Annotated in this window: 17 protein-coding genes and 1 other annotated feature; of the genes, 13 read left to right on the top strand and 4 right to left on the bottom strand. The window is 38.9% G+C overall.

Going from position 1 to position 20,632, the window contains the following annotated elements; genetic code table 11:
• Positions 1-195: 195 nt before the first annotated feature.
• Positions 196-606, top strand: a complete 411-nt coding sequence (locus DV702_RS00660) for a cation diffusion facilitator family transporter (RefSeq protein WP_114922971.1) — start codon at positions 196-198, stop codon at positions 604-606.
• Between the two features lie 131 nt (positions 607-737).
• Here DV702_RS00660 and DV702_RS00665 read toward each other — a convergent pair whose 3' ends face one another.
• Entirely contained in the window at positions 738-2,126 is a 1,389-nt protein-coding gene (locus DV702_RS00665; protein ID WP_114922972.1) for a purine-cytosine permease family protein, read from the bottom strand.
• Positions 2,127-2,177: 51 nt separating this feature from the next.
• Complete coding sequence (locus tag DV702_RS00670; RefSeq protein ID WP_114922973.1) at positions 2,178-3,305, bottom strand: class II histone deacetylase; 1,128 nt, start codon at positions 3,303-3,305, stop codon at positions 2,178-2,180.
• A gap of 362 nt (positions 3,306-3,667) precedes the next feature.
• On the opposite strand from DV702_RS00670, the gene DV702_RS00675 reads away from it, so the two are divergent.
• The 3 genes from DV702_RS00675 (at position 3,668) to DV702_RS00685 (ending at position 5,012) form a co-directional block, all read left to right on the top strand.
• The gene (locus DV702_RS00675; protein ID WP_114922974.1) at positions 3,668-4,252 is read left to right on the top strand and encodes a TetR/AcrR family transcriptional regulator; all 585 of its coding nucleotides are present in this window, start codon (positions 3,668-3,670) and stop codon (positions 4,250-4,252) included.
• A gap of 96 nt (positions 4,253-4,348) precedes the next feature.
• The gene (locus DV702_RS00680) at positions 4,349-4,735 is read left to right on the top strand and encodes a DMT family transporter (protein WP_114922975.1); all 387 of its coding nucleotides are present in this window, start codon (positions 4,349-4,351) and stop codon (positions 4,733-4,735) included.
• On the top strand, positions 4,698-5,012 hold the full coding sequence (locus DV702_RS00685) for a DMT family transporter (protein WP_114922976.1): 315 nt from the start codon (positions 4,698-4,700) through the stop codon (positions 5,010-5,012). Before DV702_RS00680 ends, DV702_RS00685 begins: the two co-directional genes overlap by 38 nt.
• Positions 5,013-5,069: 57 nt before the next feature.
• Here the strand turns inward: DV702_RS00685 and DV702_RS00690 are convergent, their stop codons facing one another.
• Together DV702_RS00690 and sda are read right to left on the bottom strand one after the other, a co-directional pair.
• Entirely contained in the window at positions 5,070-6,224 is a 1,155-nt protein-coding gene (locus DV702_RS00690; protein WP_114922977.1) for a polysaccharide deacetylase family protein, read from the bottom strand.
• 161 nt (positions 6,225-6,385) lie between these two features.
• Positions 6,386-6,523 (bottom strand): sporulation histidine kinase inhibitor Sda, encoded by a 138-nt coding sequence (gene sda, locus DV702_RS00695; RefSeq protein ID WP_114922978.1) that lies wholly within the window; start codon positions 6,521-6,523, stop codon positions 6,386-6,388.
• Between the two features lie 915 nt (positions 6,524-7,438).
• Between sda and ilvD the strand changes: the two genes are divergently transcribed.
• The 9 genes from ilvD (at position 7,439) to DV702_RS00740 (ending at position 20,616) form a co-directional block, all read left to right on the top strand.
• Positions 7,439-9,106 (top strand): dihydroxy-acid dehydratase, encoded by a 1,668-nt coding sequence (ilvD, locus tag DV702_RS00700; RefSeq protein WP_114922979.1) that lies wholly within the window; start codon positions 7,439-7,441, stop codon positions 9,104-9,106.
• A 2-nt stretch (positions 9,107-9,108) separates the two neighbouring features.
• Positions 9,109-9,360 (top strand) — a binding site (T-box leader).
• Between the two features lie 98 nt (positions 9,361-9,458).
• On the top strand, positions 9,459-11,210 hold the full coding sequence (gene ilvB, locus DV702_RS00705) for a biosynthetic-type acetolactate synthase large subunit (protein WP_205407195.1): 1,752 nt from the start codon (positions 9,459-9,461) through the stop codon (positions 11,208-11,210).
• The gene (gene ilvN, locus DV702_RS00710) at positions 11,207-11,725 is read left to right on the top strand and encodes an acetolactate synthase small subunit (RefSeq protein WP_009765916.1); all 519 of its coding nucleotides are present in this window, start codon (positions 11,207-11,209) and stop codon (positions 11,723-11,725) included. The genes ilvB and ilvN overlap by 4 nt, the downstream gene beginning before the upstream one ends.
• A gap of 29 nt (positions 11,726-11,754) precedes the next feature.
• A complete protein-coding gene (ilvC, locus tag DV702_RS00715) occupies positions 11,755-12,789 on the top strand; it encodes a ketol-acid reductoisomerase (protein ID WP_114922980.1) in 1,035 nt (344 codons plus the stop codon).
• Positions 12,776-14,317 (top strand): 2-isopropylmalate synthase, encoded by a 1,542-nt coding sequence (locus DV702_RS00720; protein WP_114922981.1) that lies wholly within the window; start codon positions 12,776-12,778, stop codon positions 14,315-14,317. Before ilvC ends, DV702_RS00720 begins: the two co-directional genes overlap by 14 nt.
• 68 nt (positions 14,318-14,385) lie before the next feature.
• A complete protein-coding gene (leuB, locus tag DV702_RS00725) occupies positions 14,386-15,486 on the top strand; it encodes a 3-isopropylmalate dehydrogenase (RefSeq protein ID WP_114922982.1) in 1,101 nt (366 codons plus the stop codon).
• A gap of 522 nt (positions 15,487-16,008) precedes the next feature.
• Positions 16,009-17,421, top strand: coding sequence for a 3-isopropylmalate dehydratase large subunit (gene leuC / locus DV702_RS00730; protein WP_114922983.1), 1,413 nt, complete (start codon positions 16,009-16,011; stop codon positions 17,419-17,421).
• A 13-nt stretch (positions 17,422-17,434) separates the two neighbouring features.
• Complete coding sequence (gene leuD / locus DV702_RS00735; RefSeq protein WP_114922984.1) at positions 17,435-18,022, top strand: 3-isopropylmalate dehydratase small subunit; 588 nt, start codon at positions 17,435-17,437, stop codon at positions 18,020-18,022.
• Positions 18,023-18,348: 326 nt separating this feature from the next.
• A complete protein-coding gene (locus tag DV702_RS00740) occupies positions 18,349-20,616 on the top strand; it encodes an S-layer homology domain-containing protein (RefSeq protein WP_240315657.1) in 2,268 nt (755 codons plus the stop codon).
• Positions 20,617-20,632 lie beyond the last annotated feature (16 nt).

A 20,632-nucleotide genomic window follows, 5' to 3' on the forward strand; every position in this document is an offset into this window, starting at 1 on the left:
CTCCAATAATAGTCGTATCACTTATATATCGGTTTCTTCACTTGAAAATGAAGAAAAAGTCATATATTAGTTAGTGACACATAGGCTATTTAACTATATTCTAGAAATATCCATTATAACCAAAACCTTTGTCAGTGATTTACATATATGATAGGATAATTAGTAGAGTTTAGAAAAGAAAGGGTCGGTTATATCATGAAAAAAAGACATATGTTAGCACCGCTTAGTTTATCCCTACTATTGTTAGGGGCGTGCAATGCGGATTCTAAAGAAGAAAAAGTAGATAAAGAACAAACCGAACCAGCTGAAGACCAGGCTCCTGTAGTAGTCGATAAATCAGACACTACTACTTCAAATGATGAATTGAAAGATGAGTTCTCTAAAGAAGAAGGCGTATCTGATGTAAGTTTGATTGTTACGGAAGATGCTGGAGGTTTTGTATTACTTGATTTCGAAGTGACTGAAGATATGAAAAAAGAAGAAGCCGAGAAAACAGTGGCAAGATTCAAAGAACGGCTTGAAAAAGAATACCCAAAACAAAGTATAGATATTCAGGCTCGTAAAAGTGGAGAGACATTTGTTCAAGAAACGAAAGAAGTTAAATAATTATTTGAATCAAATGTAAATAGCACATTGCAAGGAACTTTCCCTTACAATGTGCTAAAATAAATGTGTGAATTCTGTTAAAGAATGATCTAGTTAGTAATCATCTGGCGCTATCCAGATGATTACTTTTTTTATTCGATAGGACTAGCGATTGGCATATCGGAAACTTGCGTCGCTGAAGATCGCTCAGTCACTTTAGTTACTACTGTGTAACAACTAAATGCAATCACAATCCCGATCACCCATGCGATATCCATCCCACTCATCGCTTTAGATAATGCCCCTTGGTAAATTTCTGTATTAATAAAAGGAACTTGACAAGCGATTGTAAATAAATAAACACCCATTGTTTTGTAGTTCAACTTACCAAATTGACCATCTTTTTTCATAAACTCTTCATGATGGTAGCGTCTTTTCAATATATAGAAATCTGTTAAATTAATCACACTCCATGGAATAATAAAGAACAATACAAAGCCTAAGTAGATTTGGAAATTAGACATGAAGTTTCCAGCACCTGCTGTAGCAGCGAAAGCAATGACAATTCCAATAACTATAGAGACAATCACACGTAATCTACCTGATGTCCGAAAAGTCCAAAAATTACTCGCGATAGATAACACAATAATTCCTGCACCATAAATATTTAAAGAATTGATCACTAATACACCAAGAGAAAGTAAGATTACGATGGAGTAGCCAACCATTCCGCCCATACTTTTAATCTCTGACATGACATTACCGTTTACTACCATAGTTGCAATTGCTGCGCCGATTAGCATAAGCCATGCGGAAGATAAAAAGCTACCGGATGCTGTGTAAAAGAATGTTTTTCGTGCATCATGTACTTTCATAAAACGTGAATGATCAGAAACATAGGGTCCATACGTAATTTGCCAAGTAATACAAATCGATACAGCTAAAATAAATGTAGTCCAAGTAAAAGTTCCTTGGCTTAATAACGACATGGATAATTGGCTAATAACCAATCCTGTTAAAATAATGAAGATCAATGTATAGGCAATAGTGTAAAGCTTCATCGACTTCTGTATAATGTTTTGCCCGTACACTGCAAGTAGAACCATAGGGATCAAGCTTATAATAACTGTTAGGTTAATATTGAAGCCAAGCGTTTCTTGAACTCCCTGCGCTACCAAAATGGTGTTCATCGCGCCATATCCAAAGTACATAGTCAAAATGATTAACATAGGTAAGATTACACCAAAATAACCAAATTGTGCGCGACTTTGAAGAACTTGAGGGATGCCAAGTTTAGGCCCTTGTGCAGAGTGGAGTCCCATAATAGTTGCCCCGATTGCATGTCCAATAATAATTGCCAAAGCTGCCCACCAGAAACTTAGTCCGATGATAATAGCAAGAGCCCCTGTAACAAGCGTGGTAGAAACAGTGCTTGCTGCGAACCATGTGAAAAACAATTCCTTTGGATTGCCTTTCCTATCATTTTCGGGGATAAATTCAAAACCTACGGACTCGATGGACTTTGTTTTAGTATTTTCCATTTAAACGCCTCCTTTTGTCGTGTGGAAAAGGTGGAGAAGGAAATTCTTCTCCTAATTACTTTCCACTGTTGGTCGTAGTGCATGCCAATACTCTTGTTGTACTGCAATAATCTCATCCACTGCTTCTTTTTGGTTTGTATACAATTTATCGGGATATCCTTGTGCTCCTGCAGCATAAGGATCTGTTACGTCCGTTTCAATTCCGCTTAGTCTTTCAATAATCTTCAGTGTGCAAAATGGAACATATGCATTACTGTATCCGCCTTCATGACAGAAAACGATTTTCCCATCACAATGTGCATTGGCAATACGTAGCATAATATCTGTCAATTGACCGAATCCTTCTGCAGTCATCATCATACGTCCCAATGGATCAAACATACCTGGATCTTGTCCCGCAGAGATAATGATTAATTCAGGCTTAAATTCAGTTGCTATTGGCTCGATAATTGATTCAAAAGCATGGACGTAGCCCGCGTCTCCTGTACCAGGGGGTAGGGGAATGTTGACATTATATCCTTGACCTTCTCCTGTACCGACATCTTCTTTATAACCGGTATTATTAGGGAAGCTAAGGTGTTGATGGATCGATAAGAATAGTACATTCGGATCGTCGTAAAATGCTTGTTCTGTACCATTCCCATGGTGAACATCCCAGTCTAGCACGAGTACTCTTTTTAATCCGTACTTTTTACGCGCATATTTGGCGGCGATTACTACATTATTAAAAATGCAAAATCCAATTCCTTTGTTACGTTCTGCATGATGTCCTGGGGGACGTGTCATCGCGTACACGTTGTCAACTTCACCTTCCATTACTGCATCTACTGCACGAAGCGCTCCACCAGTAGAAAGAAGTGCGATTTCATAAGACCCTCTACCAACTATCGCATGATCACCAGCGTCGCCGCCAGTTGTATCGCTAAGTTGCTTCACTTTTTCTATATAATCTGTTGTATGAAAATATTCTATTTCTTCTTTAGTAGCTGGTCGTGGTTCGATTTGATTAAGTTTCTTCATCAATCCACATCTTGCCAGCAAGTTGTTTACGCGTCTTTTAGTTTCAGGATGTTCTACAAATACATCAGTCTGCATATATCCTCCTGAAGGCAAATACAGCGTTCCACTGCCGTTGTCGTGCCATAGATAGCTTTCATCAAAAATAAAACCAGTTTTCATACAAATCCCTCCAACATATTTAGTGATCTTGCAAAAGTGTAACATGAATGATTATCAGTCATTTAATAGCCTGCTTTGTATTAGTAAGCGTTTTCATTTCAGAATCAATTCAAACCGCAAGATGTATGTTAAAATGCAATAGTGCTGTAAAGAATGGTTTTGAAAAGTAATTGTGACGTATTAGTGACTGTATTAATCTTGTTACTCACAATAAATGAATATGAGTCATTTGTCAACAAATTATATGAAATAATTTTAAAAATTTTAGAATATTCATGTAAGTTGAATGTCAGCGTTAGTTGTCAGAAAAGAATGTTTGAGATATAATATTGAAAATCTTTAGACAGAGAGTAGGAAGTTCATTGGGGAAAAAAACAGCGATCATAAATTCAGCTATAGAAGTATTCCAAGAGCAAGGAATAGAAAAAACTAAGATTTCAGATATCGTTAAACGTGCCGGGATTGCACAAGGCACTTTTTATTTATACTTTCCATCTAAGTTATCTTTAATGCCTGCGATTGCGGAAGTAATGGTAATGAAGACGATGGAAATTGTTATACGTACAGTAGATGATCAAGCGCCATATCCGAAACAATTCGAGCAAATGGTAGATGCGATATACGAAGTAAACAAAGAGTATTATGAGATTTTAGCTGTCATTTACTCAGGTCTTGCCTCTACTGAACATATTAAAGAATGGGAATCAGTATACGCTCCATTTTATCAGTGGGTAAGCGAAAAGCTGGAGGCAGCTAAAAATGAGGGAGCTGTTCGTCAGTCAATCAAGCCTGAACGGACAGCGAAAATCATTATTGGTCTTATTGAGTCAACTGCAGAGCAAGTGTTTTTATATGCACATCACGATGAGAGTGAAGCAGATCGACAAAAAGAAGAAGTATTAGATTTTTTAACACATGCATTACAGTTTCAAAAAGTTAGAAATTGATTGTAAGAAGTTAATATAGCTAAATATTAACTTCTATGATAAAATGAATGACAGTCAGTCAAAACGGAAAGTTAAAAGTATATTGGAGGAGTTTATATGAGTAAAGCTTGGTTATACGTAGCGTTAACAAGTTTTTTTGAATTAGTATGGATTTATGGTTTTAATACAGCTACCCATTGGTGGCACTGGATTTTCATTGTAGGATTTATTTTTATAGATTTCCACTTTCTTACAAAGGCTTGTGAAAGTTTACCGACTGGAACTGTTTACGCTATATTTGCTGGAATCGGTACAGTAGGAACATCTTTAATGGATGTACTATTTTTTGGAGAACATATTAGTTTAGGAAAAATATTTTTCATATTCATTTTAGTTATAGGAGTTGCAGGTTTAAAAGTAGCAGATGGAATGGATGAAAAGAAAGCGCTGAAAGGAGTGAGTGAGCATGGGATGGATCCTAGTGTTCTTGGCGGCTCTAAGTGAATTTGGTGGCGTCATTGGTTTAAAGAAATTTAGTGAAAATAAAACATTGACCAACGGATTACTTTATTACGGAGGATTTGGGTTAGCCTTCTTCTTACTCTACAATTCTTTCAAATTCCTTCAAGTAAGTACTGCCTATGCAGTGTGGATTGGTGTTGGAACTGCAGGAGCAGTAATCATTAATATGATTTTCTTCGGGGAATCCAAAAGTACAGGCAGGATTGTTAGTTTATGTTTAATTGTCTTTGGAGTAGTAGGATTAAAAGCATTATCTTAACATAGTGAAAACCGCGTGAAATCAGTTTGATTACCTGATCTCACGCGGTTTTTATAATTACTTTCCAAGCAGTTTTCTTTCGAAGTCTTTAAGTGACATGCTTGAATCTACTCGTTGTCTCGTTAAATGAAAGGGAGAGTCGTCTTGAAAGACGTTTCCTTCAGTAATAGTAAAAGCACTTTTAATACCTGCCACTTTACTAGCGCGAATAGTCTCGGTATTTCTTTTGCCGTATGGGTAAGCTAGTGAAGAAACAGCAGGTTGTTTTGGAAGAATCTCTTGAATGATTTGGCTTGCTTTGACAATGTCGTTATAGATGATTAATCTTGGCATATATTCTAAAAGAGCCATGTTCGTCATAGAATTAAAACTATGCATATCGTATGTATGATTTTGATAAGAAAATACGTCCTGTGTATTTTTTATCTGATCTGTCGTTACATATCCTTCTTTATTAATGCGACTGGCGATCAAAAATGAAGTCGCTTTAAAGTTATTTGCTTTTAATATAGGATAGGCGAGCTCGGCAGTAGATGCATATCCATCGTCAAATGTTATGAGAACAGATCTTTCAGGTAGTTTAATTTTCTTCTGAAGCCATAATGTTAACTCTTCAGTAGTAATCGTATGCCAGTTATGTTGTTTTAAATACAACATTTGCTCCTTAAAATTAGCCAGTTCAAGAATAGATACATTGTGATCCACTTTGTTTTTTACTAAGTCATGATACATAATGACTGGAATACCGTTTTGAATTTCAATATCTTTCCTAAAAATATAACCCGTTTTACCACCAAAGATAATGGGATAGTAATCGCCTCTTAAACGTTGAGCATAAATTATTTGTGAAGGTTGCAAATGGCCCAGCTCTACCGACTTCGTTTGTGGACTGGAATAAACTTTGACGTGTTTATTTGTAAGTAAACGTACAGGATTGGCACTTTTCAACTGATTTGTATGAGCACTCTTTACTTTTGCATAAGTTTTTGAAAACTTTACATCCATATTACCAATCTTCGTATAATAAAAACGTTGATCAGAATGACTAACTGTATGTATTGTGTTTTTTGAAAATACAGCTATTTTTTGCGTATCTTTAAAAACAGGTGTGGCAGCTACAAGTTTTACCACTTGTTCTGTAGCAGCTTCAATCTTTGGTGAACTAAAACCTAAACAACATAAGAACACAGCCATTATGACAAACTTCTTCATTCTCTATCTAAACTCCATTCTATATAAATAACTCCTTGTAATGGTAAAGTATCTCTGTTGTTATTGCAAGATAGCCTAAGTCAAAAATTCCACAAATGTAACCATGAGAAAAGGGTATATCTGATGGAATTCAGATATACCCGAATTGACGAAAGAGAAGGTTAGTGAGATGGCTGCATCGATTCCAAGGCACGCTTCTGTATTTCTCTTTTTAACAAATTAATAAACTCTTGATTTAACTCAAGTCTACGTGCTTGTTGATAAGAATAGAGCAGCAATTGATCTGACAACTCAAGCATGATAGAACCGCCTCCTTTAGTGTGAATGTAATGCTCGCATCTTGAAGTAATTTCTCTGATGTTAATTATCACTTTATCAGATGTATTGTGAAAGAACAACCGTTCGTCTTATCCACACAGACAGTGGATAAGATGTGAATTCATTGTGCACAGCTTTGCAGAATGCTTATATATTGCGGTGTATATTGTGTATAGAGTTATAAACATAAGAAATAGATGTCGAAAGTTGTCGAAACATTTTGCGAAATATAAGTTCTATTGTTATTCCTTAGTGAGCATGGTGATTATTCAAAGAAAGGAATGGTTTTTGGAAATGAGGTGGTTTTGAAGGGGAGTTGTAGCGTTAGTGTACTCGTTAGGATTCTCCAGAGAGAAAGCATATCGTCTGGAAGCGCAAGCCGCAAGATACTTCAAGTCAGCGTCACTCCATCCAATCGTCATGGTCAAACTCACTTTTAAATTTAGTTCTCTATGGGGAGTTGAGCTAGTAAGTATTAAATTTCTTCTCTTCTGTTATATAGAAGAAAGGTGTTTTTTTCGAGTAGTAAATTCAAAAAAACAGATTATATAGAAATGAAATTATTTCATTACAATTAATAATAAGATATGAAGAAAAAGTCGTATACTTTATATAAAATTCAGTTTTAGTAAAAAAAAAATAAAAAAATTTTAGAAATTTCGATATGCAATATATCGCGATATATTGCGTTTGAAGGCGCTTTCATAAGTTTTCTATTAGTCGCAATTGCTTAAAAACTTTAAAAATACGGTTGACCTTTATTCATTTACAAGATATGATAACAACAATCAAGTTGCTAGCTGTGAAACATTTCACTAGCTAGTCAGAATATTCAATTGAATGTATTATTTACTACTAAGTAATGGATGTATTTAATTAGTTTAGGAGAGATTGCAATGAGAAGTGACATGATTAAAAAAGGAATCGATCGTGCACCACATCGCAGCTTACTATATGCAGCAGGTGTTAAAACAAAAGATATGCACAAACCGTTTATTGGAGTATGTAATTCATATATAGACATTATCCCTGGTCATGTGCATTTAAATAAATTTGCTGAAGTAGTAAAAGAAGCGATATGGGAAGCAGGCGGCGTTCCGTTTGAATTTAACACAATTGGTGTTGATGATGGAATTGCGATGGGGCATATTGGTATGCGCTATTCCCTTCCAAGTCGTGAACTGATTGCAGACTCAGCAGAAACTGTTATTAATGCACACTGGTTTGATGGTGTTTTCTATATACCTAACTGCGATAAAATTACACCGGGAATGTTGATGGCGGCAGTTCGTACGAATGTTCCTTCTGTATTCGTTTCAGGCGGACCGATGGAAGCAGGCGTATCTTCAACAGGTGAAACTCTTTCATTAACATCTGTGTTTGAAGGTGTTGGAGCTTTCAAAAGTGGAAAAATGACTGCTGAAGAATTGCTGGACATTGAAGAGAATGCCTGTCCTTCATGTGGTTCATGTTCAGGAATGTTTACCGCAAACTCTATGAACTGTTTAATGGAAATGCTAGGAATGGCATTGCCAGGAAATGCGACAATTCTTGCAACTTCAAATGAGCGACACAAGCTGATCAAAAAAGCAGTGAAACATTTGATGAACTGTATCGAAAAAGACATTAAACCGCGTGATATCATTACGAAAGAAACAATAGACGATGCGTTTGCACTCGATATGGCAATGGGCGGATCAACAAACACAGTACTTCATACATTGGCAATCGCTCATGAAGCAGAGATTGAATACAATATTGAAGATGTAAATGATGTAGCGAAACGCGTTCCGTATTTGTCGAAAATTATGCCCGCATCCGATTATTCTATGCATGACATTCACCTAGCGGGTGGTGTAAGTGCAATTATCAATGAATTGTGTAAAATTGACGGAGCAATTCATAAAGATCGCATAACCATCACAGGTAACACGTTGGCAGAAGACGTTGCAGGACATGAAATTACAAACACCGAAGTAATCAGAACAAAAGATAATCCATATAGTCCAGTAGGTGGCCTGTCCATCCTATTCGGTAATATCGCCCCTGAAGGTTCAGTCATTAAAGTCGGAGCCGTAGATCCTTCTATTAAGGAGTTCAGAGGAGAAGCGATTGTATTTGATTCACAAGAAGAAGCCCAAGAAAACATTGACAACGATACCGTAAAAGCAGGACATGTGGTTGTTATCCGATATGAAGGTCCACAAGGTGGTCCGGGAATGCCGGAAATGTTGGCTCCTACTTCAGCAATCATGGGTAAGGGTCTTGGAAAAGAAGTTGCTCTTATAACAGATGGTAGATTCTCAGGCGCATCTCGTGGAATATCGATTGGACATATTTCACCGGAAGCTGCTGACGGCGGACCTATCGCACTTGTAGAAAATGGCGATATCATTGAAATTGATTTAACAAACCGAACAATTGAGTTAATAGTATCTGATGAAGTGTTAGCTGAAAGACGTCATGGATTGAAACCATTTGAACCGAAAATCAAAAAAGGATATCTTGCTAGGTATTCAAAATTAGTTACTTCTGCCAGTACAGGCGGAGTAATGAAAATCTAATATATAAAACGTTGATGAGGTTAAAGTAGATAGAAACTTGTATTCACAGAGAGCCGGCGGTGCTGCGAGCCGGCAATACAACTATTTGCGACATCCCCTCGGAGTGGACTGCTAAAAGGTACGCTGATTAGGCAGTCTCGGGCTTGGTAATAGGGCTCGTTATCAGTGAAGAAGATAAGTTTCGACTTGCTTTTTCATAAGGTGACAATTGTCACGAACTAGGGTGGTACCATGAATGCTTTTTCATCCCTATGTAAGGAATATCAATTCTTTGCGTGGGATGAAAAGGTTTTTTTTTAGGGGAAAACGTCAGTGACCAATAGATAGTTGAAATTTCAAGGGGGAGTTCAGTATGAGTGCTGAAGTACAAGAAAAACAGACTGCAACTGCATCGGTGCCTATGGATCAAACAAAAAAGAAGCCAGCAGATGGCTCAGCGATTTTAATCAGAGCGTTAAAAGAGCAAAATGTAGAAGTAATCTTTGGATACCCTGGAGGAGCCGTTCTTCCAATCTATGATGCGTTGTATAATGATCCAATTCCACACGTTCTAGCACGTCATGAGCAGGGAGCAATTCATGCGGCGGAAGGTTATGCAAGAGTTTCTCGTAAAACAGGGGTTGTCATCGCAACGTCAGGACCGGGTGCTACGAACTTAGTAACAGGTATTACGGATGCTATGATGGATTCACTTCCATTAGTCGTAATTACAGGGCAGGTGGCAAGTACCGTTATTGGATCGGATGCTTTCCAAGAAGCGGATATTATCGGAATTACACAACCGATTACGAAGCATAACTACCAAGTACAAGATGTCTCGGAACTTCCACGTATTATTCGTGAAGCATTCCATATTGCATCTACTGGAAGACCTGGACCGGTTGTTGTCGATATTCCAAAAAACGTAGCAGTAGATTTGTTTGTACCTGCTGAAAAAGAAAATAAAGAAGTGAACTTACCGGGGTATCAACCAACTACTGTGCCAAATTATATGCAAATTCAAAAGGCTGCTAAAGCTCTTTCTACAGCGAAAAAACCGATGATTCTTGCAGGTGCAGGTGTCCTTCATGCAGGCGGAACGAAAGAATTGAAAGAGCTTGTCGAAACCCACCGTATTCCGATCGTCAATACGCTACTAGGATTGGGCACAATTCATGGCGAACACGAATTATTCTTTGGAATGGCGGGCATGCACGGAACAGCAACAGCGAATTACGGATTGACTGAGTGTGACGTACTATTAAATCTTGGAGCTCGTTTTGATGACCGTTTAACAGGAAAGTTAGAGGATTTCTTACCGAATGCTCGAGTCATTCATGTAGACATTGATCCGGCAGAGATTGGCAAAAACGTTCCAACTGAAATTCCGATCGTATCAGATGCTAGAGAAGCATTGCTCGCTTTATTAAAAGCAGACTTTAAATCACCGGATACTGAGGAATGGGTAGAGTACTTGAAAAAGTCAGCTGAGAAATATCCACTATGGTATAACGAAGATGAAGATGCACTATTGCCGCAACAAGCATTAGAAATTGTTCATCGTATTACGAAAGGTGATGCAATCGTTACGACTGACGTAGGCCAGCACCAAATGTGGACAGCTCAATACTATCGCTTCAATAATCCGGATAATTGGGTAACTTCCGGTGGACTTGGAACGATGGGCTTCGGATTCCCAGCTGCTATCGGTGCACAACTTGCTAGACCGAAAGATCGAGTCATCGCGGTCGTTGGAGACGCTGGTTTCCAAATGACAGCACAAGAACTTTCGTTGCTACAAGAAATGCGTGTTCCTGTTAAAGTTATTATTTTGAATAATGGTGCACTTGGAATGGTTCGTCAATGGCAGGAAACATTCTATGAAGAGCGTTACTCCCAGTCGTTAGTTCCTGTACAACCAGATTTCTTAAAATTGGCAGAAGCATATGATATTAAAGGGTACCGGATCCATACGTTAGAAGAAGCGGAAAAAGTATTCGAAGAAGCGCTATTGTCTGATGAACCTGTCTTGATCGACTGCCGGGTAAAGCAAAAAGAAAATGTCTTCCCGATGGTTGCGCCAGGTAAAGGTATACAAGATATGATTGGAGTGAGTCCTCAGTGAAACGAATTATTACAGTAACAGTAATTAATCAGAGCGGCGTATTAAACCGTGTAACGGGACTTCTCATGAAGCGCCAATTTAATATTGAAAGTATTACAGTCGGACCCACTGAACAACCGAATCGTTCAAAAATGACGTTTCAAGTTCATGTAGAAGACGAAAACAAAATTGAACAACTTGTAAAACAGCTGCAAAAGCAGATTGATGTTATTACAGTTAAAGATATAACAGACAAAGCGATTGTGTTGCGTGAACTAGCTTTAGTAAAGGTCATTTCACCACCACAAATCCGTTCTGAAATGAATAGTATTGTTGAACCTTTCCGAGCAACTATTGTTGACTCCGGAAAGAATGTAGTAACGTACCAAGTAACGGGTGACCCAGATAAAATCGAGGCATTTATCGATTTGCTGAAACCATATGGCATCAAAGAATTAACAAGAACTGGAGCAACGGCATTTGCCCGAGATATGCAAAAAGTTCAAGCACCACAGTTATCAATTTTGAAACAATAATTTGCACACACACTTAGGAGGAAATTAAAATGACAAAAATGTATTACAACCAGGATATCAATGAAGGACTTTTACAAGACAAAACAATTGCAATCATCGGGTATGGTTCACAAGGTCACGCACACGCTCGTAACTTGAAAGACTCAGGATTCAACGTAGTAGTTGGAGTACGTCCTGGTAAATCATTTGACCAAGCGAAAGCAGACGGTCTTGAAGCACTAACAGTTAAAGAAGCATCTGAAAAAGCGGATCTTATTATGATCTTACTTCCGGATGAAAACCAAAAAGTAGTATATGAAAACGAAATTGAACCAGCTCTTAAAGAAGGAAAATCACTAGTATTCGCACACGGTTTCAACGTACACTTTGGCGAAATCAAACCACCAGCTAACGTTGATGTATTCCTAGTAGCTCCTAAAGGACCAGGACACCTTGTACGTAGAACATTTGAAGCAGGCGGCGGTGTTCCAGCACTATTCGCTGTATATCAAGATGTAACTGGTCAAGCGAAAGATATTGCCCTTGCATATGCAAAAGGTATCGGGTCAGCTCGCGGTGGTGTATTGGAAACAACATTCGAAGAAGAGACTGTTACAGATCTATTCGGAGAGCAGGCAGTACTTTGTGGTGGATTAACTTCACTAGTAAAAGCTGGATTCGAAACACTAGTAGAAGCAGGATATCAGCCAGAACTAGCATACTTCGAAACGTTGCATGAAACAAAGCTAATCGTTGACTTAATGTATGAAGGCGGAATGGCTGGAATGCGTTACTCCATCTCTGATACTGCAGAGTGGGGAGATTTCGTTTCAGGTCCACGTGTAGTAGACGCTGATACAAAAGCACGTATGAAAGATATCCTTACAGACATCCAGTCAGGTAAATTTGCTAAAGAATGGATCGAAGAGAATGAAAACGGACGTCCGAAGTACAATGCAATTGTAGAAGCTGAGTCTAAGCATCAAATCGAAGTTGTCGGTCAAAAGCTTCGTTCTATGATGCCGTTCATTAACGAAGGAGCTAAATCAAAAGAGGAAGAAGTGGTAGCGAGTGAGAAAAATTGATTTTTTCGATACAACTCTTCGCGACGGTGAGCAATCTGCAGGTATTAATTTAAATACTGTTGAAAAACTAGAGATCGCTCGTCAGCTAGAAAAACTTGGGGTAGATGTAATTGAAGCAGGATTTCCTGCTTCATCCCCAGGTGATTTCGAAGCCGTTCAACGCATAGCTAATACTGTGAAAAATTCTACAGTGACAGGTCTTGCAAGAGCGATGAAGAAGGATATTGATATTTCATGGGAAGCATTACGTGGTGGAGAACAACCGCATATCCATGTATTTTTAGCCACATCACCAATTCATATGGAGTATAAATTGAAAAAGACTCCTGATGAAGTGATCGACAATGCAGTGGATGCAGTTAAGTATGCAAAACAATATTTCCCTCTCGTTCAATGGTCAGCAGAAGACGCTTTCCGTTCAGAGCCTGAATTCCTTGTACGCATCATTAACCAAGTCATTGCGGCAGGTGCAACAACGATTAATATTCCAGATACTGTAGGTTATGCAACTCCTGCAGAGTACGGTGCTCTATTCAAATATTTGAAAGAGAACGTTACAGGAGTAGAAAAAGTGAAACTATCTGCACATTGTCATGATGATCTAGGAATGGCAGTTGCCAATTCAATCGCTGCGGTTGAAAATGGCGCTGACCAAGTAGAATGTACGATTAACGGTATCGGTGAACGCGCTGGAAATGCTTCATTAGAAGAAATTGCAGTCGCTATGCATATCCGGAAAGATTTCTACCATTTAGAAACAGGAATCAACTTACAAGAAATCAAACGTTCTAGCCAATTGGTCAGTCGTTTGACCGGAGTTGTAATCCAACCGAACAAAGCGGTTGTCGGAAAAAATGCATTTGCTCATGAATCTGGTATCCACCAAGATGGCATGCTGAAAAATCGTCAAACGTATGAAATTATAACACCTGAACTGATCGGTGAAGTGGATATGCCACTAGCACTTGGTAAACACTCAGGACGTCACGCTTTCAAAGATCGTGCAATTAGTATGGGCTTTGAATTGAACGATAATCAATTAAATGAAGCATTTGCAGACTTTAAAAAGCTAGCAGACCGTAAAAAAGAAATTACAGAAGACGATTTATTTGTACTCTTCACTGGACAGCAGTTAGCAGATACAGATACACCAATCTATGAACTGCATAATGTGCAAGTACAGTACGGTACAAATAATATACCGACAGCTACAGTGACAGCTACTGTACCAAGTGGTGAAACCGTAACGGTCGCAACGACTGGAGCAGGTTCTGTAGAATCGATTTTCAACGCGCTAGAATTAGTCATTAAAGGTGAAGTACTTATTTTGGATTATCGCGTGACTTCGATTGGTAAAGGTCGCGATGCACTGGGTGAGGCAGTAGTGAATTTAAGTTATAACGGACTGGAGTTAAAAGGCCGGGATGTTGCACAAGATGTTCTTGAAGCTTCAGCAAAAGCTTACTTAAACGCTATCAATCGTCAGCTGGTTCGTGAAAGATTACGTAAACAAGAATTGCTTAACTAATAATCGAGCGACAAAGGGATAAAGTATTCGATTTAGTGATACGAGATTGATCAAGGGGGAGAAGTTCTATGGAAAAGAAAATAGCAGTATTACCCGGCGACGGCATAGGACCCGAGGTAGTAGCAGAGGCAGTTCGAGTGTTGGAAGTAATCGGTAGACGTTTTAACCATACGTTCCATACTGAATATGGATTAATTGGTGGAGCAGCTATAGATGAGAAAAACAATCCACTTCCACAAGAGACAATTGAGTTATGTGAGTCAAGTGACGCCATTCTTCTAGGAGCAGTGGGTGGTCCGAAATGGGATCAGAATCCGTCTGAATTACGACCGGAAAAAGGGTTGCTTGCCATACGTAAACATTTTGATCTATTTGCAAACCTTCGTCCTGTTGCAGCTGTTCCTTCTTTGATCCAAGCTTCTCCTCTAAAAGAAGAGATCGTCAAGGAAGTAGATATGATGATTGTTCGGGAATTAACTGGAGGATTATACTTCGGAAAACCGAGCCACCATACAGATCAATCTGCAGTAGATACGTTAGTGTATACACGTGAAGAAATCGAACGTATTGTCGACAAAGGTTTCGAACTGGCTCGCGTCAGAAGAGGAAAAGTAACTTCTGTGGACAAAGCGAATGTGCTTGAATCCAGTAAACTGTGGAGAAAAATCGTAGATGAGAAGAAAGCAGATTATCCAGACGTGCAAGTAGAACATCAATTAGTAGATTCTGCTGCGATGAAGTTGATTACGAACCCGGCATATTTTGATGTCATTATTACAGAGAACATGTTTGGTGATATTTTAAGTGACGAAGCTTCTGTTATTACAGGCTCACTTGGACTACTGCCGTCAGCAAGTGTTCGCTCGGATGGTTTAGGACTATACGAGCCCGTGCACGGATCAGCACCAGACGTTGCAGGACAAGGAATTGCCAACCCCGCAGCTACTATCTTGTCAGTTGCTATGATGTTGAAATATTCATTCGGCCTAGAAACAGAAGCAGCAGCTATTGAAAAAGCTGTTAACACAGTATTCGAAGAAGGCCACTTCACAGCCGACCTTGCAAACAAAGACCAAAGAGCATTATCTACAAAAGAATGGACAGACAAAATCGTAGACGAACTAGACCTACAGTTCGTATCCAACAGCATCATGTACTCATATATTTAATGAACAAAAGTGAAAAGCGCCGCTTAGCCTCGACCGGCACTGGAGAACATATCGCAAAGATGCGTTCTTTGCATCTTTACGATATGTTCGAAGTGACCCGAGAGGCTGGCGCTTGCAACTAGATGAAACAAAAGTGAAAAGCGCCGCTTAGCCTCGACCGGAACTGGAGAACATATCGCAAAGATGCGTTCTTTGCATCTTTACGATATGTTCGAAGTGACCCGAGAGGCTGGCGCTTGCAACTAGATGAAACAAAAGTGAAAAGCGCCGCTTAGCCTCGACCGGCACTGGAGAACATATCGCAAAGATGCGTTCTTTGCATCTTTACGATATGTTCTAAGTGACCCGAGAGGCTGGCGCTTGCAACTAGATGAAACAAAAGTGAAAAGCGCCGCTTAGCCTCGACCGGAACTGGAGAACATATCGCAAAGATGCGTTCTTTGCATCTTTACGATATGTTCTAAGTGACCCGAGAGGCTTGTATATATTTTTTTAGGTAATCGGTTGAAGGGAGAAACTATTATGGCTAAAACAATTATAGAAAAGATATGGGATCAACATGTAGTTTACGAAGAAGAGGGAAAGCCGGATTTGCTTTATATCGATCTTCATTTAATACATGAAGTAACATCACCGCAAGCATTTGAAGGCCTGCGTCTGGCAAATCGTAAAGTACGTAGACCAGATCTTTGCTTTGCAACTATGGATCATAATGTTCCGACAAAAAACTTACCGGTTATTAACGACCCAATTGCGAAAAAACAAATTATGACGTTGGAAAAAAACTGTGAAGAGTTCGGCGTACAATTAGCCGATATGTCTCACCCTGATCAGGGAATTGTACATATTATCGGCCCTGAACTAGGTTTGACACAGCCGGGTAAAACAATTGTATGTGGTGATAGTCATACGTCAACACATGGCGCTTTCGGTGCAATCGCGTTCGGAATTGGAACAAGTGAAGTAGAGCACGTCCTATCTACTCAAACATTATGGCAGAACAAACCAAAAACGATGGAAATTCGCGTAACCGGAAAAATTGGTTTTGGAGTAACTGCAAAAGATATTATTTTAGCAATCATTTCAAAGTTTGGAATCGGCGTAGGAACAGGACATATTGTGGAGTATACAGGTGAAGCGATTCGTGGATTATCTATGGAAGAGCGCATGACTATTTGTAATATGTCAATCGAAGCCGGTGCTAAAGCAGGCTTGATCGGTCCAGACGAAACAACAATTGAATATTTACGCGGTCGTCGTTATGCACCAGAAGGTCAAGAATTTGAAGAAGCGGCAAAACGCTGGCTTGCATTAAATACTGACGAAGGTGCAACATTTGATCAAGTATTGGAAATTAAAGCTGAAGAAATCGAGCCGTTCGTTACTTGGGGGACGAATCCTTCAATGGGATCGGGTATTTCTGCGAAAATTCCAACAACTGCTGACTACACATCTGAAACAGAAAAATCATCATTACGTTCAGCATTAGAGTATATGGGCTTAGAAGAAGGACAGCCGTTGACTTCAATTGAGATTCAGCATGTGTTTATCGGTTCATGTACCAACGCTCGTTTGAGTGACTTGCAGGCAGCAGCAGATGTCGTAAAAGGGAAAAAAGTTCATCCTTCTGTGACAGCAATTGTTGTGCCGGGTTCACGCACTGTGAAAAAACAAGCAGAAGATATCGGTTTAGCTGACATCTTCATAGACGCAGGGTTTGAATGGAGAGAGTCAGGTTGCAGTATGTGCTTGGCGATGAATGATGACGTTGTACCAGCAGGAGAACGTTGTGCATCCACTTCAAACAGAAACTTCGAAGGACGTCAGGGTGCAGGTTCGCGTACTCACTTAGTTAGCCCATCTATGGCGGCCGCGGCTGCTATTGCCGGACACTTCGTAGACGTTCGAGAAATCGATGCAGCTGTAAGTAATTGAGGAGGGTATTCAGATGGAACCGATTAATAAAATTGAAAGTGTTTTAACTCCGTTAGATAAAAATAACGTAGATACGGATCAAATTATTTCCAAAGAGTTTTTGAAACGAATCGAACGTACAGGTTTTGGTGAATTCTTATTTTATCATTGGCGCTTTAATGCGGATGGAAGTAAAAATGAGAACTTCGTCTTGAATGATCCACGCTTTGATGGATCTACTATTTTGGTAGCACATGATAACTTTGGCTGTGGGTCATCACGTGAACACGCACCGTGGGCTATTTTAGATTATGGATTCCGCGTAGTTATTGCTCCGAGTTTCGCTGATATTTTTTATAGTAACTGCTTTAAAAATGGAATTTTGCCGATTAAATTATCGGTGGCAGAAGTTGATGAGTTTTTACGTAAAGGAAAAGAAGCGCCTTACAAACTAACTATTAGTCTGGAAGATCAAACAGTTACAGGTGAAGATGGCTCTGTTTACAGCTTTGATATTGAACCATATTCTAAAATGATGTTATTAAACGGTTGGGATGAAATTTCTTTAACATTCCAGTATGAGGACAAGATTGCCGAGTACGAAAAAAAACACGCACAATAAATGAAACGGTTCCTGCTCATGAAGCAGGAACCGTTTTTTTCCTATTTACCAATGATTCAAGATTCTTTTGAAAAAATTGAAACTTTACTATGAATTTGCCGTCTGTACGATGATCATATAGAAATGGAGGATTATATATCGTTATTATGATGAGCATCAATTAAAAATGATTCAGCATTTTATTTTGGAAAGAAACTGTATTACTGCGTCGCTATGCCAATTGGTATCATGTGGAACTGAAGCGGAAGGCGAATTGACATATGCAATGTGCTATAATTGTTGAATGATACAATATATTTAACTAAAGACTGGAGTTGGCTTTAAAAATGTATGCTTTATCAAAAAAGAATACGCTTATTTTATTGTATTCACTTATATTAACAGTAGTCGCTTTTTTACTTATGTGGCCACTGGATGCAAAGGCAGAAAAGGTGGATCAGAAATTCGCCGATATTGGCAATGAATATTGGGCAAAAAATGAAGTAACTCAACTAGTAGAAGAAGGAATTATTAATGGATATCAAGATTTGCATTTTCGTCCGGGAATTAGTATTAAACGCGGGCAGGCAGCTAATTTACTGACAGTCGCACTCCAGTTACCTGAAGCGCCATACCAGCCGATATTTAAAGATGTCAGTCCTCAGTCTTCTAGCTTACGTGGGGCAATGTCTACTTATCAAGAAGGTATATTCAAAGGAAAGCCAGACGGAACATTTGGTACAGGTGACGAATTGACACGTGAGCAAATGGCAAGCGTCTTAGTAAATGCTTTTAAATTGAAAGATACCGGTGAAGCCGTACATTTTACAGATGACAATAAAATTAGTGAGTCTCATAAACTTGGCGTGAAAATACTTATGCAACATGGAATAACTACTGGTAAAGAAGACGGGTCATTCGCTCCGAAACTTCCTGTAAACCGAGGATCATTCGCGGTATTTTTACATAGAGCTATGATTCAATCAGGTATGTTAGAAGAGATGGAAACAATTGATTTTAACAAGCCGCAAGTGATGGGGAAATTCGATCCTATTCGATTTGAACAGAATTTTGTAAATGTACCATTAACGGAAAACAATCAAACGTTCTTACGCTCTAATCACTTCTTAACGCTAAGTGCACAACGCGTCAAGCAGTATGCACATGCAACGGATCGCATATATGTGTACGGTGTGAGTGACATGAAATCGACGCGAATAACTGTCACTAAACGTGAACTGCCAAACGGAGATTATTTTGTATTTGCAGAGTTACGAAACCCTCAACGTTTGCCGATTCGTGTAGATCTCGTTCAAGTAGAAGAAAATATCGAGTCAATGCGATTGGAATCGTATAGCAAATATCCGATTAAGAAGGATATTGATGAAACATTCGGTTTTGATATTGCTACATCTCCAGTCGGTGTGTTAGAAACAGCGACAACTGAAGGATTGGGTCAGCAAATGATTGCGAAATCTTATCGTTCTCGTGATTTAGAAATGAGTTATTCAAATGGAGCGAAAAGCTACACCCGTGAATTGCAGGAAGAAAAAGATACATACAGTAATATGAAAATGGGGACGAATCGTATAGCTGTATATGAATTGAATTCACGCGGATATGATGTAGTCGACCAATGGTATTTAGCATCTGCAGAGAAGTTGTTTTCTACAGATGAGCGTATGGATTCGTGGATTCGAGAATCTGTCGCCTATTATAAAAAGCGTAATAAATGGTATACAGCAAATGGTCCGTACAATAAAATGGCTACTACTATAGAACCTATGCCCGCTTCTGGCAGAGGGTATGGCCGAAACTTATTGTTAGTGAAAGAAGATCGTGTGATGTTGCTGTATAATCAAACGAAAGAACGTTTTTATGAAGACATACTGCATAACTCCTTCACAAATTTAACAATATTCAGAGGTAATAAATCGTATTGGGAAACAGAAGTGACAAGCACGTATTTGAAGCATTTATATAACTTCACGGCTCCATTCGTCGATACGCGCTTTAATGAACAAATCGCTTTATTCCTTTACAATGGTGGAAATGCATTTGGTCATAAAGATTATAATGAAGGACTGAAAAACTATGCCAACTTACTCGTTCAGCAACATAGAACCGGTAATGTAACTGCACTGTCAAAAACAGCTTATTATATACCAGATTATTTCCCGGCAAAACAGCGAGTGCGCACCCATACATCTATGAACCACTTGTTAGGCGGGATGAATATTTTATTGCTTGCTTATCAAGAGTTTAAAGATCCGGTCTATTTAGAAAACGCCAGTGCGATTGAGAAGGCTATTCGCACAGAAGAGAATAAGTGGATTCGAAGTGATGGCGACATTTGGTATAAGCGTGCACCCGATGGACAGTTTATTGGAAGAGACTATGTCCATTTGACTTTAGAGGATTTAATTCTTTCATATGAAATGTGGTCAAAAGTAGATCAATCGAAAGCGAAAGTTTTTGAGCGAATGATTCGTTCAAAAGCAGGGTATTTGAATAGGACGAAGCAAGGATATACGACAAAGATTAAGGAAGGTTTGGAACGTATCAATATGTCCAATTTACTTCCAGCAGGTAAAGAACATACGGACGCGCTATAAGTGAAAAAACCGCATG

Origin of the sequence: Sporosarcina sp. PTS2304, assembly GCF_003351785.1 — a bacterium.
Classification (GTDB): domain Bacteria; phylum Bacillota; class Bacilli; order Bacillales_A; family Planococcaceae; genus Sporosarcina.